Origin of the sequence: Paenibacillus rhizovicinus (assembly GCF_010365285.1) — a bacterium.
Classification (GTDB): domain Bacteria; phylum Bacillota; class Bacilli; order Paenibacillales; family Paenibacillaceae; genus Paenibacillus_Z; species Paenibacillus_Z rhizovicinus.
This window is the reverse complement of the sequence record NZ_CP048286.1, coordinates 5,031,643-5,057,036: the sequence shown is the minus strand read 5'-3', so window position 1 is coordinate 5,057,036 and position 25,394 is coordinate 5,031,643. Positions and strand designations below refer to the sequence as shown.

The 25,394-nt window shown below is 56.2% G+C and carries 23 protein-coding genes; 6 read left to right on the top strand and 17 right to left on the bottom strand.

The window, feature by feature from the left end; genetic code table 11:
- The first annotated feature begins 98 nt into the window (after positions 1-98).
- Positions 99-842, top strand: coding sequence for a hypothetical protein (locus tag GZH47_RS22750; RefSeq protein ID WP_162643320.1), 744 nt, complete (start codon positions 99-101; stop codon positions 840-842).
- 8 nt (positions 843-850) lie between these two features.
- On the opposite strand, the gene GZH47_RS22745 is transcribed toward GZH47_RS22750, so the two are convergent.
- From GZH47_RS22745 to GZH47_RS22720, 7 genes are all read right to left on the bottom strand, one after another.
- Complete coding sequence (locus tag GZH47_RS22745; RefSeq protein WP_162643319.1) at positions 851-1,270, bottom strand: gamma-glutamylcyclotransferase family protein; 420 nt, start codon at positions 1,268-1,270, stop codon at positions 851-853.
- Between the two features lie 50 nt (positions 1,271-1,320).
- Positions 1,321-3,450: a putative bifunctional diguanylate cyclase/phosphodiesterase gene (locus GZH47_RS22740; RefSeq protein ID WP_162643317.1), complete on the bottom strand. Its 2,130-nt coding sequence runs from the start codon at positions 3,448-3,450 to the stop codon at positions 1,321-1,323.
- Positions 3,451-3,501: 51 nt separating this feature from the next.
- The gene (locus GZH47_RS22735) at positions 3,502-4,296 is read right to left on the bottom strand and encodes a LamB/YcsF family protein (RefSeq protein ID WP_162643316.1); all 795 of its coding nucleotides are present in this window, start codon (positions 4,294-4,296) and stop codon (positions 3,502-3,504) included.
- Between the two features lie 36 nt (positions 4,297-4,332).
- Positions 4,333-4,743: a 5-oxoprolinase subunit C family protein gene (locus GZH47_RS34405; RefSeq protein ID WP_263866868.1), complete on the bottom strand. Its 411-nt coding sequence runs from the start codon at positions 4,741-4,743 to the stop codon at positions 4,333-4,335.
- Positions 4,743-5,360: a 5-oxoprolinase subunit C family protein gene (locus tag GZH47_RS34400; RefSeq protein ID WP_263866867.1), complete on the bottom strand. Its 618-nt coding sequence runs from the start codon at positions 5,358-5,360 to the stop codon at positions 4,743-4,745. Before GZH47_RS34400 ends, GZH47_RS34405 begins: the two co-directional genes overlap by 1 nt.
- Position 5,361: 1 nt before the next feature.
- Complete coding sequence (gene pxpB / locus GZH47_RS22725) at positions 5,362-6,120, bottom strand: 5-oxoprolinase subunit PxpB (RefSeq protein WP_162643315.1); 759 nt, start codon at positions 6,118-6,120, stop codon at positions 5,362-5,364.
- A gap of 144 nt (positions 6,121-6,264) precedes the next feature.
- Entirely contained in the window at positions 6,265-7,692 is a 1,428-nt protein-coding gene (locus GZH47_RS22720) for a VWA domain-containing protein (RefSeq protein ID WP_162643314.1), read from the bottom strand.
- A 157-nt stretch (positions 7,693-7,849) separates the two neighbouring features.
- Between GZH47_RS22720 and GZH47_RS22715 the strand changes: the two genes are divergently transcribed.
- Positions 7,850-8,152: a hypothetical protein gene (locus GZH47_RS22715; protein WP_162643313.1), complete on the top strand. Its 303-nt coding sequence runs from the start codon at positions 7,850-7,852 to the stop codon at positions 8,150-8,152.
- Positions 8,153-8,329: 177 nt separating this feature from the next.
- Here the strand turns inward: GZH47_RS22715 and GZH47_RS22710 are convergent, their stop codons facing one another.
- The gene (locus tag GZH47_RS22710; protein WP_162643312.1) at positions 8,330-8,911 is read right to left on the bottom strand and encodes a TetR/AcrR family transcriptional regulator; all 582 of its coding nucleotides are present in this window, start codon (positions 8,909-8,911) and stop codon (positions 8,330-8,332) included.
- 274 nt (positions 8,912-9,185) lie between these two features.
- On the opposite strand from GZH47_RS22710, the gene GZH47_RS22705 reads away from it, so the two are divergent.
- Positions 9,186-12,068, top strand: coding sequence for an MMPL family transporter (locus GZH47_RS22705; protein ID WP_162643311.1), 2,883 nt, complete (start codon positions 9,186-9,188; stop codon positions 12,066-12,068).
- A 47-nt stretch (positions 12,069-12,115) separates the two neighbouring features.
- On the opposite strand, the gene GZH47_RS22700 is transcribed toward GZH47_RS22705, so the two are convergent.
- The 3 genes from GZH47_RS22700 to GZH47_RS22690 all read right to left on the bottom strand — a co-directional run bounded on the left by GZH47_RS22700 (position 12,116) and on the right by GZH47_RS22690 (position 13,917).
- Entirely contained in the window at positions 12,116-12,667 is a 552-nt protein-coding gene (locus GZH47_RS22700; protein ID WP_162643310.1) for a hypothetical protein, read from the bottom strand.
- Positions 12,668-12,671: 4 nt separating this feature from the next.
- Positions 12,672-13,139, bottom strand: a complete 468-nt coding sequence (locus tag GZH47_RS22695; protein ID WP_162643309.1) for a Panacea domain-containing protein — start codon at positions 13,137-13,139, stop codon at positions 12,672-12,674.
- Positions 13,140-13,314: 175 nt separating this feature from the next.
- Positions 13,315-13,917: a hypothetical protein gene (locus tag GZH47_RS22690; RefSeq protein WP_162643307.1), complete on the bottom strand. Its 603-nt coding sequence runs from the start codon at positions 13,915-13,917 to the stop codon at positions 13,315-13,317.
- Between the two features lie 268 nt (positions 13,918-14,185).
- On the opposite strand from GZH47_RS22690, the gene GZH47_RS22685 reads away from it, so the two are divergent.
- On the top strand, positions 14,186-14,974 hold the full coding sequence (locus tag GZH47_RS22685) for an EAL domain-containing protein (protein WP_162643306.1): 789 nt from the start codon (positions 14,186-14,188) through the stop codon (positions 14,972-14,974).
- A gap of 149 nt (positions 14,975-15,123) precedes the next feature.
- Here the strand turns inward: GZH47_RS22685 and GZH47_RS22680 are convergent, their stop codons facing one another.
- Both GZH47_RS22680 and fumC read right to left on the bottom strand, forming a co-directional pair.
- A complete protein-coding gene (locus tag GZH47_RS22680; RefSeq protein WP_162643305.1) occupies positions 15,124-16,089 on the bottom strand; it encodes an aldolase catalytic domain-containing protein in 966 nt (321 codons plus the stop codon).
- Positions 16,090-16,199: 110 nt separating this feature from the next.
- Positions 16,200-17,585, bottom strand: coding sequence for a class II fumarate hydratase (gene fumC / locus GZH47_RS22675; protein WP_162643304.1), 1,386 nt, complete (start codon positions 17,583-17,585; stop codon positions 16,200-16,202).
- Positions 17,586-17,872: 287 nt separating this feature from the next.
- Here fumC and GZH47_RS22670 point away from each other — a divergent pair, with 287 nt between their 5' ends.
- Positions 17,873-18,925, top strand: a complete 1,053-nt coding sequence (locus GZH47_RS22670) for an HD domain-containing phosphohydrolase (protein ID WP_162643303.1) — start codon at positions 17,873-17,875, stop codon at positions 18,923-18,925.
- Positions 18,922-19,326, top strand: a complete 405-nt coding sequence (locus tag GZH47_RS22665; RefSeq protein WP_162643302.1) for an acyl-CoA thioesterase — start codon at positions 18,922-18,924, stop codon at positions 19,324-19,326. The genes GZH47_RS22670 and GZH47_RS22665 overlap by 4 nt, the downstream gene beginning before the upstream one ends.
- A 74-nt stretch (positions 19,327-19,400) precedes the next feature.
- Here the strand turns inward: GZH47_RS22665 and GZH47_RS22660 are convergent, their stop codons facing one another.
- From GZH47_RS22660 to GZH47_RS22645, 4 genes are all read right to left on the bottom strand, one after another.
- On the bottom strand, positions 19,401-19,886 hold the full coding sequence (locus GZH47_RS22660; RefSeq protein ID WP_162643301.1) for a hypothetical protein: 486 nt from the start codon (positions 19,884-19,886) through the stop codon (positions 19,401-19,403).
- 153 nt (positions 19,887-20,039) lie between these two features.
- Positions 20,040-21,638, bottom strand: coding sequence for a response regulator (locus GZH47_RS22655; protein ID WP_162643300.1), 1,599 nt, complete (start codon positions 21,636-21,638; stop codon positions 20,040-20,042).
- Positions 21,631-23,433 (bottom strand): cache domain-containing sensor histidine kinase, encoded by a 1,803-nt coding sequence (locus tag GZH47_RS22650; protein WP_162643299.1) that lies wholly within the window; start codon positions 23,431-23,433, stop codon positions 21,631-21,633. The genes GZH47_RS22655 and GZH47_RS22650 overlap by 8 nt, the downstream gene beginning before the upstream one ends.
- Before the next feature lie 124 nt (positions 23,434-23,557).
- A complete protein-coding gene (locus tag GZH47_RS22645) occupies positions 23,558-25,348 on the bottom strand; it encodes a type 2 periplasmic-binding domain-containing protein (RefSeq protein WP_162643298.1) in 1,791 nt (596 codons plus the stop codon).
- Positions 25,349-25,394: the final 46 nt, after the last annotated feature.

Sequence of the window (25,394 nt, the reverse complement as noted above, 5' to 3'; positions counted from 1 at the left end):
TAAGTCCAGCATCAAAACTAGACTGCGGCCGTTAACACGCTTTCCGGACATCCATGTACACTTGATGAAGAAAGAACGTGGAAAAGAGGGTATTACATATGTCCCAACAAATTTATGTCATTAATGCGGCTCTCGCCGTTCTGCTGCTGCTTCTCGCCTTATGCGCCGGCTTCATGTCGGGCAGTCTTGCTTTTCGCAAGACGGAGGAATCCCTGCAGCGTACTTCGATCGCGACGCTGGCCCTGCTCGGCGCGATGTCGCTCATTTCTGTCGGGAAGGTCACGATGCTCATCGCGACGTATTCATATCGCAGCTGGTTCGTTCTTGACTCGGCCCTGCTTTTCTTAACGCTCATTATGGTCCCTACGGCCGCGATCGCCGTTTTCTCGCTCCCCCGGCTGCTTCAGCTGGCAAAGCTTCAGCCGCGCGAGACGGAAACCGCCGTCAGCCGTACCAAGCGGCGCGCGGCATCCGAAGTCGGCCTCGTCGTGCCGATTCAAGTGATGATGATCGAAGCGCTGCTGTATGCGGCGATCAACGTCTTCCCGCTGGGCATGGAACTGCGCAAACAAGTGTTAATCTTCGGCTTGTTCGTGCTCATGTCGCCCGTCGTACTCATCTGGCGGCAATCGATCCGTCATCGGCGGATTCACCGGGATGACGGAACATCGACCATTCATTTCATCAAACGGGTCGTATTCATAACGATGGCCTTCATGCTGCTTGCGTTCGGTATTATCCATACGATGAACAATGCAAAAACGCTCAGCGACGATGACGCCGCTGAGCGCAGTGAACGATTCCAAATTTCGGTTACTCCTGTTGTCTATATGGGGAGATGACCGCCGGGCTAAGCCTGGTTTCGACCTTCCTTGCGGGCCAGATGATCCGGCCAGTAATTCCCCTTTATGGCCGGACAGCCCCGCGGATGGTCCCACACGTACACCCAGCCCTGCCTTAAAGGCGATTCCAGATCCTCCGCCCACACCCGATCGTAATCGTTCTCCTCTTCGATGCCGTAAAACTGTTCCAGCTCATCCATCTGCTTCAAACCTTGCTCATTCACGGTAATCCATAACCCGCGCACGCGCATCTTGCCTGCGTGTGTTTCTGCGTCGCGCAGCATTGCGGGATACGCTCCATAATCGACAAGCCGTCCGCGGACGACACCGGGCTCCATCCGGCGGATGAACGGAGCCGCGACATCATGATTGCTTTGTCCGGGCAGCAGGGTGCCGTATATAAATACCGACAGTTCTCGCTCGCTCATCGGCGGCGACGCCTCCTCCCGTTAGGCCAGTGAAACATCAGGTACAGCGGTTACGCGGTTTGGCTGCGATGCCGGAACCAATTCTCGAACAAATTCGCCGGAATCGGCTGCGTGAAATAATAGCCTTGCGCTTCTTCGCAATTCCGTTCGCGCAGGAACTGAATCTGTTCGTCGTTCTCGACGCCCTCGGCCGTCACTTTCAGCTTCAGGTTCTTCGCCATCGTCGTAATGGTCGAGACGATCGCGGCATCGCTGCCGCCTTTGGTCACGTCGTTCACGAAGCAGCGGTCGATCTTCAGCTTATCGATCGGGAAACGCTTGAGCGAGCTGAGCGAGCTATAGCCCGTTCCGAAATCGTCGATGCTGATTTGCACGCCAAGCTCCTTCAAGCTCGACAGCGTGTCAGCGGCAAACTCCACGTCGCTCGTCATGCTTTCCGTTATTTCCAGCTCCAAATATTTCGGCGGCATGCCTGACTGCTCCAAAATCGCTTTGATCCGGTCTGCCAGCTGATGCTGCCTGAACTGACGCATGGACAGATTGACCGACATCATCATCGGCGGAAGTCCGGAATCCTGCCACAGCTTATTTTGCCTGCAGGCAGCGCCCAGCACCCATTCCCCCAGCTGCAGGATCAGTCCGTTCTCCTCCGTGAGCGGAATAAACTCGCTCGGCGGGAGCAAGCCGCGCTTCGGGTGATGCCAGCGCACCAGCGCTTCCACGCCGACCACTTTGCCGCTGTTTAAATTGACGAGCGGCTGATAAGCGAGCGCGAACTGTTCCTCGTCGATCGCCCGCCGCAGATCGCTCTCCAGCCGCAGCCGATCATGCGCTTTGCGGTTCATCTCGGGCTCGTAGCTGGAATACTCGTTGCGATGTGCTTTGGCCGAATACAAGGCCGTATCCGCGTTCTTAAGCAAGACTTCGACGCTGTCCCCGTCCTGCGGGTAGAACGATACCCCGAGGCTGATCGTAATATGATACTCCGCTTCATCCAGAACGAACGGAGCGTCGAATAAGCCCATGATCGATTTCGCCTGTTTCTCCACCTGGGCCGCGTCCGCTTCCGCCTCCAAATTCGGCATGAGCATTACGAATTCGTCACCGCCCATCCGGTAAACGCGATTCGTATTGCCCGCCGCCAGGCGAAGCCGTTCGGAGACGGCTTGCAGCATCCGGTCGCCGAACGAGTGCCCGAGCGCATCGTTGATCGTCTTGAAGCGATCGATGTCGAGCAGAAATACGGCGATGCGGCCGTTGCTCAGCTGGGCGAGCTTCAGTTCCTCGTTCAGCTGCTCCTTCAGCAGTCGGCGGTTGGACAACCCGGTAAGCTCATCGTGGTACGCAAGGAAGTTGATGCGGGATTCCGTCCGTTTGTACTGCTGGAACGGCTCCTCGATCGTGACGTAATAGATGCCCTTCATTAAGAAGTAGTAACCTGCCAGCTTATACGCATGGCCGATCAGCATATCGCTGTTATGCGCATAGACGCTGAGCATGAATTGCAGATCCGACAACAGGAAGAACACCATCGATTGCACGATCGTAAGCATCGCCTGCGGCCGCTCGTTCCTGTTGCGGTACAACACCATGAAAATCGTGCCGATATACGCGAATGCGATGATGGACTCCGATGCAAATCGCAGCTGCTTCACATGCGCTACGGTATCGAACAGCGGCACCACATTCGGCGTCAGCTTGTAAATCAGCACGGACAGCGCGCCGGCAAGAACGAACGCTGACATAAACGCCGGGAGCCGTCTGCCGGCGGGTACCTGTTCATCGTTGACGCGGAAAATAATGAACACCCCTATGGAGCCCGCCAATTGCGCCGTTAACGTAAACAGAAGCGTCATGGGCATGGCTCCGATGAGCCGGTAGAACGGCATTCCTTCCAGTGTCAATTCGTGCAGCAGATCAAACAAGCCCACTGCTCCGAACAGCGCTGCCGTATACAAGCGATGCTTTGACAAGGATTTAACGAAGAACATCCAGCCTAATACAAGCATCGTAAAGCTCACGGCAAAGCCCAGCAGTTCCATGCCGGAATGGAGGAACAGGAAGGGTTTCTTCGGAATCGCCCCGTACAGCTCGTGATGGAAGATCCGCAGAAGAACAAAGCTTAGAATGGCGGCGAAAGCGGTCCCCATCGTTATTTTTTCCGCCCGGTTTATCGACATGAGGTCCTCCTTCAACAAGTTAGCCAATGATAAGTTCGTGCCCTTTGCGGGTTATGGACGATGTGGCGGGCGTAGTGCGATACCTGCTGCGATTAAACCTTGATGAAGTCGAGCGGCGAACAGCGCTGCGTGCAGGCCGTCGCCGTGCAGACAAACCGTGTCCCCTTGGAGAGCGATGCGCGTCCCATCGCTTGTCGTCACATGGCCGGAGGCGATGATGTCCAGCGTTTGAGCCAGCGCTTCTTCCGCGCTTTGGAGAACGGCGTTCGGCTGCGTTCTGGGCGTCAAGCTGCCATCCGTCCGATAGGTGCGGTCGGCGAAAACTTCTGCCGCCCCGCGAACGCCCTGGCGCTCGGCTTCGCTCAGCAGCACGCTTCCCGACTGCGCGTAGAGAATCAGTGCCGGATCGTAAACGCGGACTGCCCGGACGAACGCTTCGGCAAGCTCCGGTTCGCGTCCGGCCATATGGTAAAGGGCGCCATGCGGTTTGACATGGCGCAACGTTCCGCCGGCGGCGCGAACGAACGCATCCAGCGCGCCAATCTGGTAGAGCGTGTAATCATAGACTTCCTGCGGACTGACTGCCATCTCGCGGCGGCCGAAGCCCAGCCGGTCCGGCAGGCCGGGATGCGCGCCGATCGCGACGCCGGCTTGAACGGACCGGTCCGCCGCTTCGCGGATCGTATGGGGATCCCCCGCATGAAAGCCGCAGGCGATATTGACGGAAGTCACGCAGGCTAGCAATTCCCGGTCTTGGCCGAAGGTATAGGCACCGAAACTTTCTCCGAAATCGCAGTTGAGGTCGATGAAGCGCCGGTCCGTCGGCGAAACGTCGTTACGTATCATATCGGCAGGCTGAGCCCCTTTCTTCATCCATCGGAGCTAATAAAATGTTGTGAATGTCATAACGGCGGCCAGCAGCCGCATTTCCCGCTCGAATTCGAGCTGCAGCCGCTGGGCTTCCGCCAGCGTAATTTCTTTGAAGGTTACCCGGCTGCCCGGTTTGCACTGCGCGAGGAGCGGCAGGTCGACCGAGACGACATGGGCGATTTTGGGGTAGCCGCCAGTGGTTTGGGAGTCGGCGGCGAGTATGATCGGCGTCCCGCCGGCCGGCACCTGAATCGTGCCGGCGACGACGCCGTGCGACAGCAGTTCCGCGCTGTCGCTGCGTTCCAGCGGGGGGCCTTCGAGACGGACCCCCATGCGATCGGACGCGGGAGCCACGCGGAAGCGCTCCCGCGTCAGCGCCGTACGGGCCGCTTCGCGGAACTGCCCGTACTCGGCGCCCGGCATCACGCGGAGCTCGATGCCGGCTTCGGTTGCGCCGCCATAGGCGAGCGGCGGCGCGAACCAGCGCGGGGCCGCCCAGCTGCGGCGGCGGCCCTGCGGCTCTGCCGCGGCGCGCGCGGCGAGCGCGGCGCGCCAAGCGGCCGCGCGCGGGGCTCGGCGCCGCAGGTGAGCGCGTCGCCGGGCCGGAGCGGCCGGCCCGCGATGCCGCCGATGCCGGCTCGCGCATCGGTGCCGCGGCTGCCAAGGGCCGCGTCGGCGGCAAAGCCGCCGCCGGCCGCGAGGTATGCGCGGCAGCCGCCCGCGGCGGCGCCGAAGGCGAGGACCGATCCCGCCCGGGCCCAGAACGGCCGCCACAGCGGGAGCTCCTCGCCGTCGATCGACGGCGGCATGGCCGCGCCGCAGACGGCGAGCAGCAGATCGCGCTCCAGGACCAGCTCCGGTCCGATGAGCGTCAGCTCCAGCGTCGCTTCGCTCTCGTCGTTGCCGACGAGCAGGTTTGCCATGCGGTGGGCGTACCGGTCCATGGCTCCGCCTTCGGCAACGCCGTCCTTCCGCCAGCCTGGCCGCCCGAGGTCCTGCACCGTCGTGTACAGACCCGGCTTCAATACGCGCAGGCTCATGTTAACCGTCCCCTCTCGCTACCATGGCTTCGGCCGTGATGGGAATGAACCGCAGCACGTCGCCGGCGCGCAGCAGAGACGGCTCCCCTCGTCCGGGATCGAACAGCCGCACCGGGGTACGGCCAATCAATTGCCAGCCCCCCGGCGAAGCCAGCGGATAGATGCCCGTCTGGCAGCCGGCGATGCCGACGGAACCAGCGGACACGCGGCTTCGCGGCGACGATCTGCGCGGCTGGGCAAGCGCTTCGGGAAGTCCGGTCAAATACGGAAAGCCGGGCATGAAGCCGATCATCGCGACCTTGTAGTCAAAACGGCTGTGCAGCGCGATGAAGGCCTCTTCCGCCAAGCCGGAACGCGCAGCGCAATCGGCCAAATCGGGCCCGTATTCCCCGCCGTAGCAGACCGGAATCTCCACGATGCGGATTTCCCCATCATCCGCTGACTCAGTATGCGCGAGCAAAGGTTCAATGAACGAAACCGCATAATCGTAAGGCAGCGGCCGTTCGTTCCTCCCGAGTCCCCCCGCGCCGGCGAGACCCCAAACGACCAGCGGTTCATAGACGATCGTTACCGTGTCGTAAGCGGGGATAACGTCGACGATCCACGATACGCCTAGATTTCGAATCCGCAGCGCCAGCTCGGAAGCCAGCTTCCATAACGGAACATTCCCTTCTTCCTTCAACCCGATGACGAGCGCGCGATCGCCAAGCGGCCAAACGCTAAAAGATGAAGCATGCGCAAAATGTAAATTATTCTTCATATTTCACCAAAATTCGACATTAGAAATCCCGGTTGGAAAAACTTGCTGTTTTTCAGCTAATCCCTTCTAGTTTGTACCATTCCGCGTCTCTTGTCCAGCATCTTTCAATTGGTTTTCAAAAACTATTTTTCGACAAGAAGACCGCTATTGCGCGGCGTAACGATTGATCACATTCACGAGCAAATCGTTCAAAGCCTTCACCTCGAATATGCCTGTCGCCGGTTCCAAATGGTCGCCGCCGATCCCGCTGTGATCGGTCAGTAACAAGTAAGTTCCGCCCGTCGCCGCCGCCATGAACCGCATCAAATATTCCGTATGCACGTCAACGCCGCTGGACGCGACCGGAATGATACGAATGCCGTCGGCCGCCGCCTCTTCCGTCAGTTCCTGAATCCGCTTCGTCACTTTGCGTTCATGGTGCGGCGGCGCGTCCATGACGAGAAACAGCAGCCTCGCCCGCGCATCATCGCTCCACTCGTGCTGATCGATCGCGTTCTCAAGCGCCCTGTCCACCGCTTCGGGAAAATCCCCGCCGCCCGCGGCATGCTGATCCGACAGCTGCGCAACCGCCTTGTCGACATCGTCCGTGAACGCGAAAGGCTTCACGACGTAATCGTCGCCGCGATCGCGGTAGAAGTTCGCGCTCACCCGAATGGCGAGCTGCTGCCCGTTATCCCGATCCACGCGCTTCACGACGTCTTTCAGCTCCGTCTTCAAATAATCCAGTTCATCCCCCATGGATCCCGTCGTGTCCACCAGCAGCATTAAATCCAATGCGCTGGCCGTCTTGACCGGCTGCTCCAGCTCAACCTTCAGCGCTTCCGCGCGCGGAACGGGCACGTTCCCGTACCGCTTCAGCTGATCGCCGAACGAAACGGAAACGCCGTATTTGTCCTGCGAACCCTGTTCATCGTATAAGCCAGCGTACACGTAAGCGATCCCTTCGTTATTCGTACGCGCCTCCCATACGGCCTCTCCATCGTCTCTCGTCAGCGTCACGGCCGCATCCGCGACGGGCTTGCCGTCCGAGACCACGTCGACTTCCAGCCGGCGCTCAGGATAAAAAGACCAATACGACGTATTCTCCTGCCCTTCTCCGCTTTGAAGCAGGTTCAGCCATCCCTTCCATTCCGCGGTATCGTTCCACTCGCCTGCGGTCAATTGACCGGGCTTGGAATCGTCGTACTGCGAGGATTCTCCCCGCTCAAGCCCGGGCGGCGGGGAATCTCCCCGGTCTTCTTCTGCAGGGTCGTCTGAATGGGACGAATCGGAGGAGTCGGAAGCGGCGCTGTCATCGTGCGTCTCCGTTGTGGAATCTCGGTCTGTTAAACGCGAAGAATCGCCGCCGGAATTGTCCGAAGATGCTTTGTCGGCGCTTGCATTCGCGTCGGATTCGGAACTCGCTGCGTTATCGGCAGCATTTGAATTCGAACCGCAGCCGCCTAATAACGGCACGAGCGTCAATGCCAGAACGAGCAGAATCGCGGCGGACGCCCTCATCGTTCGAATCGCGCGGACAGCTTTCATCGCCAGCTTTGCATGTGCCGCAAGCTTTTTCTGTACATTTCCCATTTTCCAGTCCCCCTTTTTTTTCTTTCGGACAGTAAAAAATTGTAAATGGCCATCAAACTCCTGACGCTGCGCCCGATGCTTTTGTTGCAATCCCCGCAAGGCGACATTACAATGGGGAATAACGTTTTTTCCGAACCGAAAGGAGGCGGCATTCGCCATGGAAACTTATCATGTGGCAGAGCTGTCCATTACGTATGAAGGCGTAACGACGAAGCTCTCGTTCCGTGCCGCTCAGCTCGTTGTCGTCACCGACGCCGGCTACAAGCTCTGGTATCTTGAGGTCGATGGGATGACGCAGCACGCATTGCTCCAAATGTTCAATGAAACCGATCAAATCGGCGTTGCCTTGAACGGCGTGACGGCCGGCGGACGGCCGTTCGCGGGCTCCGGTTATTTCCATCCCAATGTGCCGCACAGCGCTGCGGCAATCCGCGGCGACGGCGAGCTCCCCGGCTTCTAATCCGGCTGCAGGCAAGTCTCATGCACGCTGCAAGCTTTTCGAAACGAAAAAAAACAGCTCCGGCTCGACCCCTGACAGGGACGAAACCGGAGCTGTTTTTTGTATATCGCCAAGTTACTGTTACGTTGCTGCCGTGTTGCTGCCGCTATGCTAGGTTGCTTCCAAGCGGTTCGCCGATTATTGAGGCGCGATGCCTTTGAAGAACAGCTCGAAGGTCATCGTCATGCGGGTGTCGAGCGGCTCATCGTCCATTTCCATGGCCCAGATGATGAGCGTGCCGAAATACGATTGGAACGCTTGCTGCGCCAGCATCTCGGCGGGCATGTCCTTGCGGATCTCTCCGTTCTCCTGCGCCTGCAAAATAAGCGGATGGAGCGACTCCGATAACGTATCCAGCAGCTCGTTATGCGCATCGAGGGAGCTGCCGCTGCCGAGCATGGCCTGGAACAGGGCCCGTGTCAGCGGCTTGTTCAATTCGAACCGTTTGACGATCTCGAAGATGAGCAGCTGCAGACGCGGCACGAGCGGACCCGGCGTGTCCTTCAGCTTCTCCACTTCTTTGATCGCAAATATCCCCTGCAGGTCGCATATGAGTTCATCTTTGGATGAAAAATAGTTAAAAAACGTGCCTTTGGCGACGCCTGCCAGCTTGGCGATCGCTTCGACCGTCGTCAATTCATAGCCCTGCTCTGAAAAGAGGGTCAGCGCCGCTTCCTTGATTCGCGTCCGCGTTTGTTCTTTCTTTAGCTCGCGATTCATGCCTCGAATCCTCCGTCAATTGAGCGTTCTTGTACGCCAATTGTAGCATAGCGGGTGTTTTCCGTAAACCATATGTGACCACCGGTCATTTTTATCAAAGTTATTGGATTAACCATCCATACAGTATGAGTTCGATTACAGGCATTCCCCATCAATCATAAGGATTTAACGAATGTGAAATAATTATGACCGATAGTACAATATATTGACTTTCCATTTTCTGCTGCGCTATAACTATTCATAGAGAAGACCTTTGCCTAAGGAGGAAATACGTATGTTAGAACGGTTCATCCGCGGCCTCGCCCGCGCCAAATGGGCGATTCTGCTGGGATGGCTGGCGATCGCCGCCGTTGCCGTGCTGGCGCTGCCCGACTTGGCCTCCATCGTCCGCCAAACCGAGCAGAAATTCGTGCCGGCGGATTCCGAATCCGTCGTCGCCAAGAATATGCTCGCCCGGATCAATCCCGAAAGCACGACAAGGTCGAGCGCTATCCTCGTCTATTCCCGGGAGGGCGGCATGAACGACCAGGACCGGGCTTGGCTGAAGGCCAAAGCCTCGGAGCTCGCGGGCTTGGACGGCAAAGACGGGTTCAAGTCCGTCCAATCCGCCTACGAAACGCCGGAGCTCGCTTCCAAGTTCCGCAGCAAGGACGGCACGACCGAGATGCTTATCGTCGGATTCTCCGGAACCGATAACGACGCACTCACCCAAGACGCCGTCGACTCGCTGAACGAGCGGATCAAGGGGGCGCCCGAAGGCAGCAAAGTGGAGCTGACCGGCAGCGCGCCGATCGGCAAAGATTTTCAGGAGAGTTCGTCGAACGGCTTGAAGAAGACCGAGCTCCTGACCGTAGGGCTCGTTCTTGTCATCCTGCTGATCGTCTTCCGCTCGCCCGTCGCTCCTTTCGTCCCGCTCATTACGATCGGCATTTCGCTCGTCATCACGAGAGGGCTCGTGGCCGCCGCAACGCATTGGGGCATGCCGGTATCCTCGTTCACGGAGTCGTTCCTGATCGCCGTCATGTTCGGTGCGGGGACCGATTATTGCATTCTGCTCATCCAGCGCTTCCGCGAGGAATTGAGCCGCGACGGCGACAAAGTCGAAGCGCTCGTACGCACGGTGCGCACCGTCGGCAAGACGGTGGCTTTCTCCGCGAGCACCGTATTCGTCGCGTTCTTCCTGATCGGCTTCGCGCAGTTCGGCCTGTACCAGTCCGCCGTCGGCGTTTCCATCGGCGTGGCCGTGACGCTCATCGCCGGCCTGACGCTGACGCCCGCGCTGCTGATGATTTTCGGCCAAGCGACGTTCTGGCCTTCGAGAATCGCCGACGGCCAAGGCCACGGGGAATCGAAAATGTGGAACGCGATGGCTTCGCTCGCCGCACGCAGACCCGTCGCGATTCTGCTTGTGACCGTTATTTTGCTGGCGCCGCTGACGCTGCTCTACCACAATAAGCGATCCTTCGACGACCTGGCCGAGATCAGTCCGAGCCTCGGCTCCGTGCAAGGCTTCCGTCAGGTAGAGCGATCCTTCGGTTCCGGCGAAGTGTTCCCGCTCTCCATCGCGATCACGTCGGACGCTTCCATGCGGACGCCGGAAGCGCTCGCCGCCATGGAAACGGCCAGCGCCAGCGTCGCCAAGCTGAGCGGGGTCAAGGAAGTGCGCAGCGCCGTCAGGCCGCTCGGCGTTCAGCTGGCCGACCTGACGGTAACCGATCAATTGACCAAAACATCCGAAGCGCTGCAGCAGTTAAAGGAAGGCGTCGACAAGGTCGCCGGCGGCCTGACGGATGCCGAGAGCTCCATCGCGGGCGGACAGGGCGATGTCGACAAGCTCGCCGGCGGTCTGCGCACGATGGCAGGCAAGACCAAGGAAGCGCAAGCCGGCTTGGATCGAATCTACGGCGGCTTGCAGCAGGCATCCAAAGGCGCGGAACAGCTCGCCGGAGGTGTCGGGCAAAGCGTCTCCGTATCGGATTCCATGAGCAGCGATTTGACCGCCTTGCTGAAGAGCCATCCGGAGCTGAAGGACGATGCATCCATGCGCAAGCTCATGGCCACGCAGCAAGGTCTGTCTGACGGACTGAAGCAGCTGAAGGGCGGCGCCGACCGATTGTCGTCCAGCTTCTCGCAGCTGAATCCCGGCGTCGCGAAAGTTGCTGGCGGACTAGGGCAACTGGCTTCGGGCCAGACGGACGCCGCCGACGGCGCAGCCAAGCTTGGCACGGGTCTGAAAAACCTCACGGGAGGCCTGAGCGCGGGAGCCCAAGGTCTCGGCGATGTCTCGAAGGGACTCGCGCAAGTGAAAGAAGCGGAGCAATCGATTGGCGACAGCCAAATTCCTGGCTGGAATTTGCCGCAATCCGCGCTCGATAGTCCCGAGCTGCAGCAGGCGCTGGACTACTACATCGCCAAAGACGGCAAAACCGCGAAGATCGACGTCGTCCTCGCCGTCAATCCGTACTCGCCCGAGGCGCAGGACACCGTCGGCCAAGTCCGCGACGCGCTGCGCCATAGCCTAAGCGGAAGCTCCCTCGCCGACGCTAAAGTCTATGTGTCCGGCACCTCCGCGCAGATTTCCGAGCTGAAGTCGTTATCGAAGAGCGACTTTATGCGGACGGGCGCTTTCGTGCTGATCGGTATCTTCATCGTGCTGATGATCATGCTTCGCTCCCTGCTCGCGCCGCTCTATCTGCTGCTGTCGCTCGTCTTCAACTTCCTGGTGACGATGGGCATCGTGGAGTTCACCTTCGTCAAGCTGCTCGGCAAGGAAGGCTTGTCCTGGAGCGCTTCCTTCTTCATCTTCCTCATCATCGTGGCGCTCGGGGTCGATTACAGCATCTTCCTGATGGCGCGGTTCAAGGAAGAATATCGCCCGGGAGGCATTCGGCAAGCGATGACGAAGGCGATGTCCACGACTGGCGGCGTCATCGTATCGGCGGCCGTGATCATGGGCGGCACGTTCGCCGCACTCATGATGTCCGGCGTCAACACGCTGCTTCAGATCGGCGCAGGCATCGTCGTCGGCCTAATCCTCTACGCGTTCGTGTTCATGGGACTCGTCGTCCCGGCGCTGGCGAATTTGTTCGGCGAAGCGAATTGGTTTTTTGGCAAAGCCCGTAAGAAAAAAAAATATGAAGGCGAAACTAATGTATAAGCCAAAGACATATAAAAAGGGCCTGCTCATGCGAGCGGCCCTTTTTATTATCCGGAATATTTTGTATAAGCGCATAAAGTATTTTTATTAATATTGTTATCGTTATGTTTAATACTTGGGTGGATTTGGTGAAAATGATCGAGAAATACAGGGTAAATAATATTTGTACTGTGGTCAAATATTGCGATTAATCTAAGTGATTGTTTGACCCCCAGCTGCCAGTAATTCAGATTTTCATTCCCGCTCTCATCCATGAGTTGTTTATTATATATTTCTTCGATAATTTTATTAACCAAAATAATTTTATCTTTGGCTAATGAATGACAATGCGGGAATTGGAGTTTTGTATTATGTCGAATTATCTCCCAGTTTGATTGAATTATTGGAATTACATCCTTGAAGACTTGCACAATTGCAGAAGCGAATTCCTCTTCGTTTTTCAACAGATTTGTAAATCCTTTTATACTAATGCTCTTAAGCCAACGATCATAAGAAAAGTCAAAAGTCAGCCTTTCGTAAGTTCCCGGATCTTTTTTATTTTTAACTGTATCCTGCGGAGTAATGGATGGTTTAAAATTACCTTTAATCTTTTTCCTCATAGCGTTAGTCTTCGTCCAATACGTATTGTATGTATTGGTCAAACATATCCTCGTCTCTAATTTCCTCATTACAACGGTCCAATGGCTGATAGCCCTGCCTTGCGTTTATCCAAGGGATTTCTTGATGAGATATCGACTCAAGCTGGTTCCCAGTATAGCCGCCATAAATTGAATAAACCTGATTCAGCACATCAATAGTATCTTCATCGAATTCCGCAAGTGGGCCTGAATACTGAGGAATTTCAGCAAACCTTAAATCTCTGTACATTTGGTACACTTCCGGTATGACAGGACCATGAACCCATGCCTCAAAACGAGCGTTAAACAACCTGTTGGTCAATTCATTGCGTCTTTCATTTTGCAAGGTTAAGTACCATGCATATGCATAATACAGCATTTTCTGAAGCTTTTTAGGAGTCATACCTTTCTTGGAAAGAAGCCAGTTGATCACGTCTTCAATTTGATACACCATAGAAATTACCTCCGACACGAACGTGATAAGAACAGCAGTTCGTATAAATTCATTATAATTATGCCACAGTTGTGTTCTATTGTATACGTTTTTCACTCAGAATTACGAATCTAACCAAAAAGGCTGTAACCGTCCCTCATGGGCAGTTACAGCCTTTTTTTCATGTGAATATCCGTTACGCCAACAGATGCCGCGCAGCTTGCTCCGTATGCGCGAACAGTTCTTCCAGCTCCAGATGCTGAATATATTCGAGCGCGCCTCTCGTATCCTCCGAACTGCCTCCGCTTTCTTGGAGCGCTACCATCGCGGTGAAGGCGCTGGCATTCCAGCGGACTTGGCGGGCGATCGCGGCAATGCCGTCCCGTACTGCGCCTTCCGGCAGATCGCTTAAGACCGTGCTGTTCCGTACCCAATCCGCGGCCCGGTCCTGCAGCTTCTGCATCGCGGGATGCGGACCCGCATTGTGAAACCAGTAGTTGGCGTTCGAGAAGTCGCCTTCCATGCGATGCATGATGCCATGCCAATAAGCTCCCGTCGGATCGTCCTCGATCTCCTGCGCGTGCGCATGCGAAGCGTCCAAGCTTTCATTCAACAGATGAAGCCCTGCCATTAAGGCAATCAGTTCCGTCTTATCGCCGCTCGGCGTTGCCGCAGTGATAATCGGCAGCTCCGCAATGCGTTGATCCAGCGCCGCGTCCCATGCCTTCTCCGGCATAAGGGCTTGAAGCGTCTGCCGGGTTTCCAACCGTTCCACGATAAGCGTCAATTCATTGTTCATACGGCGACTGCTCCTTCCGGCGTCTAACGCCAGCCTGTTGTGAGGATGAATGAAAATCAGAAAATAGTAGAATGGATTCTATTGTAAATGATGCATCGCGGCAATTCAATATCGCCCAAGGCATGAATCTTGCAATCGGAATAAGCTGGTCGACGGAATTCTCCCGTGAACCTGACTGATCGAGCCGCCCCAAGCTGCCGGTCAAGTCATATCACTCCCCCCCCGGAGCATAGAATCAACAGAAATCGATATGCCGGGAGGTACTGCGATGGAGCCTGCCCAAGACATTGTTATCGGAATCGAGGACATCGAATCGGCGATTGCCGACAATCGTTTCGTCATCTATTACCAACCGCAAATCTCCGTGAACGACCACAAAATCTACGGCGCAGAAGCGCTTACGAGATTAATCCACCCCGTTCACGGCTTGCTTGCTCCACATTATTTTATAGAAACTTCCGAGCAAGATGCCCGCGTTGCCGCAAATTTATTTTATTATATATGCAAAGACGCGGCCGGATGGCTGCAAGAACCGCAACTATCCGACTGGCGTTTCTCGATAAACGTTTCCCTTCGAACGATGCTGGGCGAAACGTTCAAGGAACGGCTGGCGGCCATCTTCGATCGCGGCGCGGCGAACCGAATCACGCTGGAATTAACGGAATCGGAAGAACTGTGCAGCAGCTATTCCGATTTGCGCCGCCTCTTCGCCGAACTGCAGCGTTCAGGCTTTCGCATCGCGTTCGATGATTTCGGCAAAGGCCAGCGGCATCTCTTCGACGTGCTTCACTTGCCGGTCGATATCGTCAAATTAGACAGAGCCTTCGTGACCGCTTTGTCCGCCCACGCTCAATTATCCGGATTATTCCGCCCCCTCCTGCAAGAGTTCCATTCGCGCGGAATCCTAACGGTCATTGAAGGCATCGAACTGCAGGAGCAATATCGCGCATGGAGAGCACTCGGCATCGATGCCGTCCAAGGCTACATCGTCGGGAAACCGATGCCTATGGAACTCCTTATAGACAGGACTACCGGGATCGAATCCCATCGTTATTAATCTTTGTTATCCGTGCATACCGATCTACCACACCTCTCGGCCCGCCGACGTCTCTTCGCACTGCTATTCATCCATGAAGAAAGCTCCCGAGCCATGAAGTCTCGGGAGCTTAATTGTTTATCGAGAATGATCACTTATGAACTTCCGGCTTATTTGCTGTGCAGCACTTCCGGCGTGGTCAGCTTGTCGTAGAAATCGACCGCTTTGTCCTTGTCTGCGGAATCGCGCAGCGCCATTGCGGAACGAGGGTGCTCATCCAGCATGCCCGTGATCATGTACGGGATGATGTAGCCCCACTCTTCCTTCTCGCGAAGCGGAATCATGTATTTCTCGATCATGTCGAGAACCGGGCGTACGTTGTACTTCGTATTCTTCAGGTGAGCGACGAGCAGCTCCGTGCAGCAGTTGCCTGCCGCGCGGCCCATGCCGTATACGGAAGCATCGAGCAGCTCGACGCCTTTGTCGACGGCAGTGAGCGTATTCGCGAACGCCAGCTGCATGTTGTTATGCGTATGCACGCCAAGACGCTTGCTCGGCAGATGCTTCTGGAATTTACTGATCAGGTAGTCGAAATCCTTCGGATCCAAGCTGCCGTAGGAATCCACGACGTAAACGACGTCCACGACGCTTGCTTCGATCAGCTCGAACGCTTCCAACAGCTGGTTCTCCATCACGTTGGAGAGCGCCATGATGTTCAGCGTCGTCTCGTAGCCGCGGTCATGGAATACTTTTACGAGCTCGAGCGCCTTCTCGACGTCCTGAATGTAGCAGGCAACGCGGATCAGGTCCAGCAGGCTTTCTTCGCGCGGCAGGATGTCGTTCTCGTCAACGCGACCGATATCAACGAGTGCGGACAGCTTCGTGTTCAGCTTCTGCGGGATGACTTTGCGCAGGAAATCGTCATCCAGGAAACGCCATGGACCTGCGGATTCCGCGCCTTTCAGCAGTTTAGGGGAGTTTTTGTAACCAATTTCCATATAGTCAACGCCGGCTTCATTCAATGTTTGGTACAGATGCTGAACGAATTCGACGCTGAAATCCCAGTTATTGACGAGCCCGCCGTCACGGATCGTGCAGTCGACGATTTTGCAATTGTTGTTGTTTTTTGCGTTCATGTGCGTGTACTCCTTTGGTCCATACTTTTTTAATCATCATACTTGAAATCTTCCATGAACGCAAAAAAAATTTTGTCGCTTTAACGCGTATAAGCACTAATGCAAAATCATTATATCATCGCATCGGCGCGCACGACTTCGTCGAATTTCTCGGCCGTGATCAGCCCGCTGCGGACGGCGGCTTCGCGCAAGGTCAGCCCTTCCTTATGCGCGGCCTTCGCGATGGACGCGGCATTCTCGTAGCCGATGTGCGGATTCAGCGCCGTCACGAGCATGAGCGATTCGTTCAGATACTTCCCGATCGCCTCGCGGTTCGGCTCGATGCCGACGGCGCAATGCTCGTCGAACGAGCGCATGGCGTCTCCGAGCAGCCGCGCGGATTGCAGGAAGTTGTGAATGATGACGGGCTTGAACACGTTAAGCTCGAAATTGCCCTGGCTTGCTGCGAAGCCGATCGCCGCATCGTTGCCCATCACTTGGCAGACGACCATCGTCATCGCCTCGCACTGGGTAGGGTTCACTTTGCCCGGCATGATGGAGCTGCCGGGTTCGTTCTCCGGAATCGAAATTTCGCCGATGCCGCAGCGGGGCCCGCTCGCCAGCCAGCGGACGTCGTTGGCGATCTTCATGAGATCCGCGGCCAGTGCCTTGAACGCGCCGTGGACGAAGACGATTTCGTCATGGCTCGTCAGCGCATGGAATTTGTTCGGCGCGCTGACGAAGCGCTTGCCGGTCAGGCCGCTGATCTCGGCGGCGACCTTCTCGCTGAAGCCCGGCGGCGCGTTCAGCCCCGTGCCGACGGCCGTGCCGCCGATGGCAAGCTCGCGAAGCTCCTCGCGGGCCGTGCCGATGTTACGCTCGGCCTTCTCGAGCATGCGAACCCAGCCGCTGATCTCCTGGCCGAGCGTGAGCGGCGTCGCGTCCTGCAAATGCGTGCGGCCGATCTTGATGATATCGGCGAACGCCGCGCTCTTCCGCGCGAGCGTCGCTTTGAGCTGCGCGATGGCGGGCAGCACGGTGTCTTCGACGGCAATCAGCGCCGCGACGTGCATGGCGGTCGGAAACGTGTCGTTCGAGCTCTGCGACCGGTTGACGTCGTCGTTCGGATGCACCTTGGCGCCGCCCGCTCCGCCGCTGCCGGCTTCGAGCAGCTGGCCCGCGCGGCGCGCAATGACCTCATTGGCGTTCATGTTCGACTGGGTGCCGCTTCCCGTCTGCCAGACGGCCAGCGGGAATTCCCCGTCCCATTGACCGGCGATGATCTCGTCCGCTGCCGAGGCGATCGCGCTCGCCTTCGCCTCGTCCAGCTTGCCGAGCCCGCCGTTGACGATCGCCGCCGCCTTCTTCAAATACGCGAAAGCATGAATGAGCTCGCGCGGCATTTTCTCCGTGCCGATCTTGAAATTATGCAGGCTCCGCTCGGTCTGCGCGCCCCACAGCCGGTTCGCGTCGACTTTGATTTCGCCCATGGAATCTTTCTCGATCCGATAGTCCATCGTATATGCCCCTTCCCATCGTTAACGTCAATCGGCGCCGCGGCGCTCGCTACTCTCTATTCAAGCAAAGAGGCGATGCATGAATCTGCTCCACGCGCCGCCTCTTTCCATGATTGCCTATTTCAAGGTATGCGATACGGCATCCCTTCATCTCTTCTCCGGTCGAGTCGTCGGTCCACTGGCGTCCGCAGCCCGAGCAGCCGGCTGCACGATCAATTTTTTCTTTATTTTTCCAGCTTTTATACTTTATAATATTCGGAAACTACTACACCAAGAGAGGTACATACATGGACACGACAATATCCGTCTTCTTGCAACTAGCCGATGCCGTAATTATTACCGATACTCGCCATCGGATTATCGACGTGAATGCGACATACGAGAGAGTTACCGGGTATTCGAGAGACGAAATCGTTGGTATGAAAGCGGGCTTGTTGAAATCCGGACTAACGCCCGCGAAGACGTATGATGATATGAAGGAGAGTCTGGGCCAAGACAAACCGTGGTCGGGCGTGTTTATTAACCGCAAGCGGAACAAGGAGCTATGGTACTCGAACATCACCATCTCGCTCGTGAAATCCGGAGACGAGGCGTATTATATCGGCGTCTTCCGGGATTTGGCCCAACTAAAGGAAGGGGTCTACATCTCGGAGACCCGAAAGTCGAAAATCCAATACGAGATTTTAAAAGTATTGGCGCTGTCCTGCGAGGTGCGCGACCCCGATATCGAAGGACATCTCGTCCGCGTCCAAGAATTGACGACCGGGCTGCTGCATCAATATAATGCGCTGAAACGATCCGTCCTTACGGAGGCGTACATCCAGAGCGTCGTGAACGCTTGCATCCTGCACGACATCGGCAAGTCGGGCATTCCGGAAGGCATCTTGTACAAGCCGGGCAAGCTTAACGTGTACGAAAGGGCGATTATGGAAACCCATCCGCTGATCGGCGCAGACATCCTCAATAAAATTTCAACCGAGCTCGATGACGAGCTTTTCCAGCAGGAAATGAAGATTGCCAAAGATATCGTCTCCTTCCATCACGAGAAATGGGATGGCACGGGGTATCCGAGCCGTCTGAAGGAGGACGAAATCCCATTCGAGGCCCAAATCGTGTCGATCGTGGATGTCTACGACGCGCTGACAAGCAGACGTGCCTACAAGGACGCGTGGCCGGCAGAACAGGCCGCGGACTATTTGCGGAACCAGAAGGGTATCAGCTTCAACCCCGAATTGGTCGATATTTTTTGCAACTTCATGATTCGCGGGACAAGTGGAAATCTTAACGAGGAGAAGCGAAGCGGCCAGAAAGTTGACGCCATGAAGGAGCGAACGGAATGAAATCTTCCCTGCCCATTATCGTCCGTTCAACGGAAATCGATATTAACGGCCACGTCAATAACGCGAAATACCTGGAATATTTCGAGTGGGGCCGCGAAGAATGGTACGAACAATGCGGGCTGCCGTACGAGACGTTCGGAATGATGGGCATTCAAACGGTGACCGTGAACATTAACGTGAACTACAGACAAGAATGCAGACAAGGCGATCGATTAACGGTCATCTGCCATCCCGACCGTGTCGGCCGTTCCAGCTATGTATTGAAACAAGAACTCGTCGACGAGCAAGGCTCCGTGCGCGCCGATGCGCTCGTGACAAGCGTAACGATAGATACCTCCACGCGACGAAGCCGCGAAGTGCCGGACGAGCTGCGGCGGTTCTTCGCGGCAGAGAGTCACTAAACCAATAAGCCATAATGCCGAAGAACGCCGCATCGCTGCGGCGTTCTTCGGCATACGGATATAGCGGCATGTTCCTACTGATCGGCATCCATCTGAATGCCTTGGCGGAGCTGCAGGCCCTCGGCTTCCGATCCGGCCAGCAGCCGTTCGACGGCGTACACGAGTCCAAGAACGGCGACCAAGCCCGCAAGCGAAGCGGCGACCGATAACGGGGGCATCCACAAATTCGCCGGATGGGCGAAGAACGGAATCAGCGACACGGCGACGATCGGCGGGGCGTTAAGTTTCCATGTCCGCACGAGCCAGATCGTGGCGAGCGTGCTGATAAACAGCGAGACCATTCCCTCGTTCACGGCATACGCGAGCGTTCCGATGACCGAGGACGCCACCGCGCCTACCGCGATACCGCCAAGTTCCGGCAGTCGGGGCGAACGTGTAATAAACAGAAACCCGAACGCTCCCAGCGTTGGGAAGAACAGCATGTGCATGCCGGACACATGCGAGGACAACCAGTAGATAAACATAATATATAGACCAAGGCCGACAGAACGGATGATCATGACGCGGCAACCTTCCTTTCGCTCGACAAGCTTCGTACAAACTTGACATCGCAAGTAGCTTTTTCGAGTTTAATTCAGTTACCCGCAAGCGTCAATGGTAATTTCATTAGGCCTGGGCGCCCAGGTCCGGAGCGCGGCAGACGGTCCGATCGATCAGTTCGATTCGCTTTCTTTCGCGTACTTCCCTCTAAATTCGCCCGCGCTGATGCCGGCATAGGACTTGAAGCGTTTATAAAACCAGTCCAATTCGCCGTAACCGACCGCAAGGGCAATCTCGTACACTTTCTTGTCCGTGCGCAGCAGCAATTCCTTGGCCTTCTCCATGCGCACTTGCAGCAAATACTCGTTAAACGACGAATCGGTTCCGGCTTTGAACAATTTGCCCAAATAGTTCGGGTTCAAGAACACCTGCCCTGCGACGGTACGCAGACTGACGTTCGAATGATACTGCTCCTGCACGATGCGCTTGACCGTGCCGATGACGGAGTTCGGCTGCATGTCCTTCAGGCGGTTCAACAAGAGCAGCACGCCGACGCATTTCATGTCGACGAACGCGAACAGCTCGTCGATCGTCTTCGTTCTCATCACGCGGTCGTAATCGCCGTAATCGTGATGGAACAACAGCTCCGAGTTCGCGCCGTAGGATGTCGCGAGCTGCAGCAGCTGCACGAGCATCTCCAAGACGGCGGCGCGAATGCGATTTCCGCCGAGGCCGCTGGACTTGCAGCACTCCCACAGCCGCCCGAGCGCCTCCTTCACTTCGCCTTCCCGTTGGTTCCGGATCGCTTCGTACACGGCCTCTTGAAGCGCATGAAGCTCCGGGCTTTCCGCCTCTCCTCCGTCAGCGTTCGTCGCGGTCAGAATCGAACCCTTGCCCCGCAAGAACTTCGCGTCCAACGCCTTCTCCGCGGAATCGTACGCTTGGTGTACACCCCGCAGGTCTCCTGCGGCCTGGCCCACTCCGATGCTTACCGTTTCCTTAACATTGACCCGCACGGCCGCTCCGATCTCCTCCGCGAGCTTGACCGGCATATCGTCATTCCGCGCGTTCAAGCCGCCGGTGCCGAATAAGAGCAGTCCGTACCGTTCTTCGGTATCCTCGAACACATATCCTTTGCCGTCGCACATCTCCTCCAGCACATTGCGCACCGCGAAGCTTTTGAGCTCGATATCCCGTTCCGTCAGCTTGCCGTCGTCCGCGGACAGGAAATCCATTTCCACGACGAGGCAATGCAAGCGTTCCGCCTCATTCCGCAGGTTCAGCAGCCGGAACTGTTCCTCCAGCTCCGGCGAAGAGAGAGGTCCGTGCGCCAGCCTTCTAAGAAACTGGTCTCTGAGGGCGGTTAAGCCAAGATCGCGCTGCCTGCGCAGCAGCTGCCGCTCGGCGATCGACGCGCCGATCCGGCGAAGAGCCGCGATGAGATCGTCCTCGTCGACCGGCTTGAGCAGGTAATCGTTCACCCCCAGCTTCAATCCTTGCCTGGCGTATTCGAAATCCTCGTAGCCGCTCAGAATAACGACTTCCGCATCCGAGACGCCTCTCAGCTTCTCGATAAACTCCAGCCCGTTCATCGTCGGCATCCGGATATCCGTCAGGACGAGTGAGAAGTGGCGCTGCCGCATCAATTCCAGCGCTTGTTTCCCGTCTTCCGCTTCTCCCGTTATTTTGAATCCGAATGCCTTCCAGTCGATCAAATATTGAAGCGACTGCCTGGCGAGCGGTTCGTCGTCGACGATCAACACTTCATACATCGGAGCTCCCCCTGTTCTTGTCCGTTTCCGCGCGCCGCAACGGGATCATCATCGTTATCGTAGTTCCTTCCCCTTCGACGCTGCTCACTCTGATTCCGTACGGCTCGCCGTACAAATATCTCAACCTGGCATGCACATTGCGCAAGCCGATATGATGATCGCTTACGAGCGAATTTTTGTCCTTCAGCCATTGTTCGATCTCGGCCAGCCGCTCCTTCGCCATGCCAAGTCCGTCGTCGCCCACCGTCAAGACGAGATGCTCTCCGTCGTTCTCCCCGGTTACCCAAATGCGCGATTGCTCCGGATTGAGCTCGATGCCGTGCGAGATCGCATTCTCGACCAATGGCTGAATGATCAGCTTCGGTATGGAGACGTCCAGTTTGTCTTGGGGCATGTCGATGGAGTAGGTAAACTTATGTCCGAAACGATACTGTTGAATTTGCAAATAGTTATCGACAAAATCGATCTCTTCGGCCAAGCGGGTCATTTGTCCGCCGTTCTTCAGCATCATGCGGAACGACTTGGCCAGCAGCCCGACGACTTTCGCCGTATCCCTTTCTCCGACGATAAGCAGCTTGCCCCGGATCATATTCAGCACATTGAATAGAAAGTGCGGATTGATCTGCGTTTGCAGCGCGTACAACTCCACTTCTTTCGTCCGGAAGGCTTGCTCCTTGCGGTCGATCTCCGATTGGTAAACCTCGCTGATCAGCTGCCCGAGCCGCATCACCATCAGATTGTACATCTCGCCGAGCTGGGCGACTTCGTCCTTGCCCTTGACCACGACGAAGCTTTGGAAGTTATCTTTATGAACGCGTCTCATTTTGACCGACAATTCGGATAATCTGCGCGTCATGCCTATGGTAATCGTCCCGATGAGAATCACGGAGATCACGAAGGCCGCTCCGAATAGCACGTAAGAGATCGAGCGAAGCTGATTGATCTTCGGCGTTAATTCATTCACCGGCATGAAGGCGATCACTTTCATGCCTCTTACGATATTGCGCGATTCCAGCGTTTGAAACAGGACCTGGTAGGGTTTGCCCTCCACTTCGGCGCGGAAGCTTCCGCTTGTCTGCCCGAGAATCCGATCTCCGAACGGCAAGCTCGAGAGCGAAGCCAGCTGCTCGCCCTCCCCGCTGCTATCGATCACCACCGTACCGTCCGCAAGCGTAAACAAGATTCGTTTGTTTTTGCTTTCCTGCTGGATTAATTCCTTGAACTTGCTCAGCTTGATCTCCAGGTTGACGACGCTCGGAGACTTGGCGTCGACGTTATTGAGCCGCTTGCGAACGCTGATGACGGGATCGACGTCATGGGCAGGATCGCTCAAATACGGAGCCGTCCAATATCCGCCTTTCTTGTTGTCCATCGCTTGTTCATACCAATCGCTGTCGCGTATTTCTTGATCGATCACCGTCACGTTCGCGAACGTGAACGTCGGATTATCGGTATACACTTTCACGTTGGCGATGTCCTTCGTCTGCCGGACGGCCGATATGAAAGGCTGAAATTGCTGGGCATACACCTCGTAAGCTTCCAACTGGTCGGCATAGCGCTGATCCAGAATGAGGTTAATGTTCGTGTTCAAGAACAGCGTATTGGCGATCTCTTCGTACGACTCCAGCTTATTGTCGAGATTTTGGCTCGTTTGGGACAAGGACAAGGTCGCATTCTCGATGACATAGTCATAGACGAGTTTGCTGCTTCGCTGCAAGAGCACGTAGGTTAATGACCCCAGCAGAAACAAGATGATGAATAAATTGGCGAGAATGAGCTTCGTTCGGATTTTCATGTTCGCTACCTCGTCCTTTGGAATGTCCCGCCAGCAGTTAACGCGCCCAGGCATGAACACGACCGGAAAAAGACAATAGACTCCTTGCCTCCCTTAAAAAGAGAGACAAGGAGCTTATTTCGTCTTACTCTCCGATCGTCGCCTTGAATTTCGCGTTGAAATCCGCCCACAGCTTCGTATACGATGCGTTGACGTCCGCGAGCCCGGCTTTGTCCATCGCGGATTTCATATCGCCCCATGCGCCGTCGAACGCCGTCGCGTCCTTGGACATGACGAGCTTCGGCAGATATTTCTTCCATGCCTCTTCGATTTTCTTGGATTGCAGCTGTACGTCGTCCGGCGGCGTCAGGTTCCACAAGTAACCCGGCAATACGGTAGCCGCGGGAAGGAAATCCGCCCATACTTGCTTGCCGTACTGCGCCAGCACGTCTTTGGTCATATCGTCGTACGTGCTGAGCACGTACTCCTTGGTCAACGGCGTAGCATAATCCCCGTCGGCCAGTTTAGCCCCGTCCCCGACGTTAAACCAGAATCCGCTTCCCGTTCCCTCCGTTTCGAAGCCTTCCTTCACTTTATAGTCCGGATCCGTTTTGATCTTCTCGATCACATCCGGTTTGAGCGTGCGCACGCCGTTCACCACGTCGTAATGCGTGCCTTCGATTCCCCACTGCGTCAAAATTTGACCTTCGTCGGAGAACAGGTAATCGATGAGCTGGATAATCCGTTCCGGATTTTTCGCCGATTTCGTGATGGCCCACTGCAGGCTTCCGGAGAAAATCGGCACGACCGTGTTCGTGTTGTTCACCGTGCTGTCCGTAAACTGGATCGGCAGGTGCGCGAAAGCGCGTTCCGGATGGCCATCGGCGCGGAATTGCGTTTCGATGCTGCCGAGCATCCATGCCGGAGCGTAAGCGGCGAGCACGCGGCCTTGCGATAGTTTCTTGCCCAGATCCTCCTGCGAGAACGCTTCCTTGTCGTAAAGTCCGTTCGTATACAATTTGTTCAGGAATTGATAATACGTTTTGGCATCGTCGCTGACCGGGTTGTACTGCACGTTGCCGGCGTCATCGATCCGGAAATTCCCGTGATCCGGCAACCCGGACGCGCTAATAATCGGGTTATTGTACTCGATATTGACTTGCCAGCCGCTCATCGCGCCGGAGAAGCCGATCGTTTCTTTGCCGTCGATCGTCGGATGTTTGTCTTTGTACGCTTTAATAATGTCGTACAACTGATCGAGCGTCTTGATTTCCGGATAGCCCGCTTCTTTCAGGACATCGTATTGCACGATAAAGTTGGCGGAGGCGTCGGCTTTCGCTTCGCGGCTCTTGTTCACGCCGTAGATCGACCAGATCTTGCCGTCCGCGTCTTTCATCAGATTGTAGAATTCGCCGAATTTCTCTTTGATGTGGGGACCGTATTGTTCGATGAGATCGTTAAGCGGGATAATCGCGTCGCCGTCTTTATATTTCTGCACTTCGGCCGGTCCCATCGCCAGGATATCCGGATAGTCGCCGGCAGCGAGCCAGAGGTCTTCTTTCTGCGTCTCGTCGCCCACGATCAGGTCGTACTTGAACGAAACGCCTGTCTTCTCTGCAACCGCTTTCGAAATCGGCGTGTCTCCGGTCAGTTTTTCGTTCGAGGTGTTCATGCTGTACGTAATCGGCTCCAGGCTTTGGCTTGCGCTTGCGTCGGCATTGCCGCTTGCATTGGCGTTGCCGCTGGCGTTAGCGTTACCGCCGGCAGCGGCGTTACCGCCAGAATCTGCAGGCGCGCTGCCGTTCGTCGAATCCGCCTTTGCCGAGGCCGCATTCTTGTCGTCGTTATTTCCGTTCGAGCAGCCTGTGATCGAAGACGCGAGCAGCAGCGAGATAACTGTCCATGCGGCGCCTTTCCTCCATGTTCTACTAGTCATTGCGACACCCTCTCATATGGTCTATTAATTATATCATCGGAGTGGA

Coding starts and splice junctions, on each gene's coding strand:
- GZH47_RS22705 (WP_162643311.1), top strand. CDS start 9,186: ATGTTAGAACGGTTCATCCGCGGCCTCGCCCGCGCCAAATGGGCGATT.
- GZH47_RS22700 (WP_162643310.1), bottom strand. CDS start 12,667: ATGAGGAAAAAGATTAAAGGTAATTTTAAACCATCCATTACTCCGCAG.
- GZH47_RS22665 (WP_162643302.1), top strand. CDS start 18,922: ATGAAATCTTCCCTGCCCATTATCGTCCGTTCAACGGAAATCGATATT.
- GZH47_RS22750 (WP_162643320.1), top strand. CDS start 99: ATGTCCCAACAAATTTATGTCATTAATGCGGCTCTCGCCGTTCTGCTG.
- GZH47_RS22695 (WP_162643309.1), bottom strand. CDS start 13,139: ATGGTGTATCAAATTGAAGACGTGATCAACTGGCTTCTTTCCAAGAAA.
- fumC (WP_162643304.1), bottom strand. CDS start 17,585: ATGGACTATCGGATCGAGAAAGATTCCATGGGCGAAATCAAAGTCGAC.
- GZH47_RS22650 (WP_162643299.1), bottom strand. CDS start 23,433: ATGAAAATCCGAACGAAGCTCATTCTCGCCAATTTATTCATCATCTTG.
- GZH47_RS22735 (WP_162643316.1), bottom strand. CDS start 4,296: ATGATACGTAACGACGTTTCGCCGACGGACCGGCGCTTCATCGACCTC.
- pxpB (WP_162643315.1), bottom strand. CDS start 6,120: ATGAAGAATAATTTACATTTTGCGCATGCTTCATCTTTTAGCGTTTGG.
- GZH47_RS22715 (WP_162643313.1), top strand. CDS start 7,850: ATGGAAACTTATCATGTGGCAGAGCTGTCCATTACGTATGAAGGCGTA.
- GZH47_RS22745 (WP_162643319.1), bottom strand. CDS start 1,270: ATGAGCGAGCGAGAACTGTCGGTATTTATATACGGCACCCTGCTGCCC.
- GZH47_RS22670 (WP_162643303.1), top strand. CDS start 17,873: ATGGACACGACAATATCCGTCTTCTTGCAACTAGCCGATGCCGTAATT.
- GZH47_RS22680 (WP_162643305.1), bottom strand. CDS start 16,089: ATGAACGCAAAAAACAACAACAATTGCAAAATCGTCGACTGCACGATC.
- GZH47_RS22655 (WP_162643300.1), bottom strand. CDS start 21,638: ATGTATGAAGTGTTGATCGTCGACGACGAACCGCTCGCCAGGCAGTCG.
- GZH47_RS22690 (WP_162643307.1), bottom strand. CDS start 13,917: ATGAACAATGAATTGACGCTTATCGTGGAACGGTTGGAAACCCGGCAG.
- GZH47_RS22710 (WP_162643312.1), bottom strand. CDS start 8,911: ATGAATCGCGAGCTAAAGAAAGAACAAACGCGGACGCGAATCAAGGAA.
- GZH47_RS34400 (WP_263866867.1), bottom strand. CDS start 5,360: ATGAGCCTGCGCGTATTGAAGCCGGGTCTGTACACGACGGTGCAGGAC.
- GZH47_RS22720 (WP_162643314.1), bottom strand. CDS start 7,692: ATGGGAAATGTACAGAAAAAGCTTGCGGCACATGCAAAGCTGGCGATG.
- GZH47_RS22660 (WP_162643301.1), bottom strand. CDS start 19,886: ATGATCATCCGTTCTGTCGGCCTTGGTCTATATATTATGTTTATCTAC.
- GZH47_RS22645 (WP_162643298.1), bottom strand. CDS start 25,348: ATGACTAGTAGAACATGGAGGAAAGGCGCCGCATGGACAGTTATCTCG.
- GZH47_RS22685 (WP_162643306.1), top strand. CDS start 14,186: ATGGAGCCTGCCCAAGACATTGTTATCGGAATCGAGGACATCGAATCG.
- GZH47_RS34405 (WP_263866868.1), bottom strand. CDS start 4,743: ATGCCGGGCGCCGAGTACGGGCAGTTCCGCGAAGCGGCCCGTACGGCG.
- GZH47_RS22740 (WP_162643317.1), bottom strand. CDS start 3,450: ATGTCGATAAACCGGGCGGAAAAAATAACGATGGGGACCGCTTTCGCC.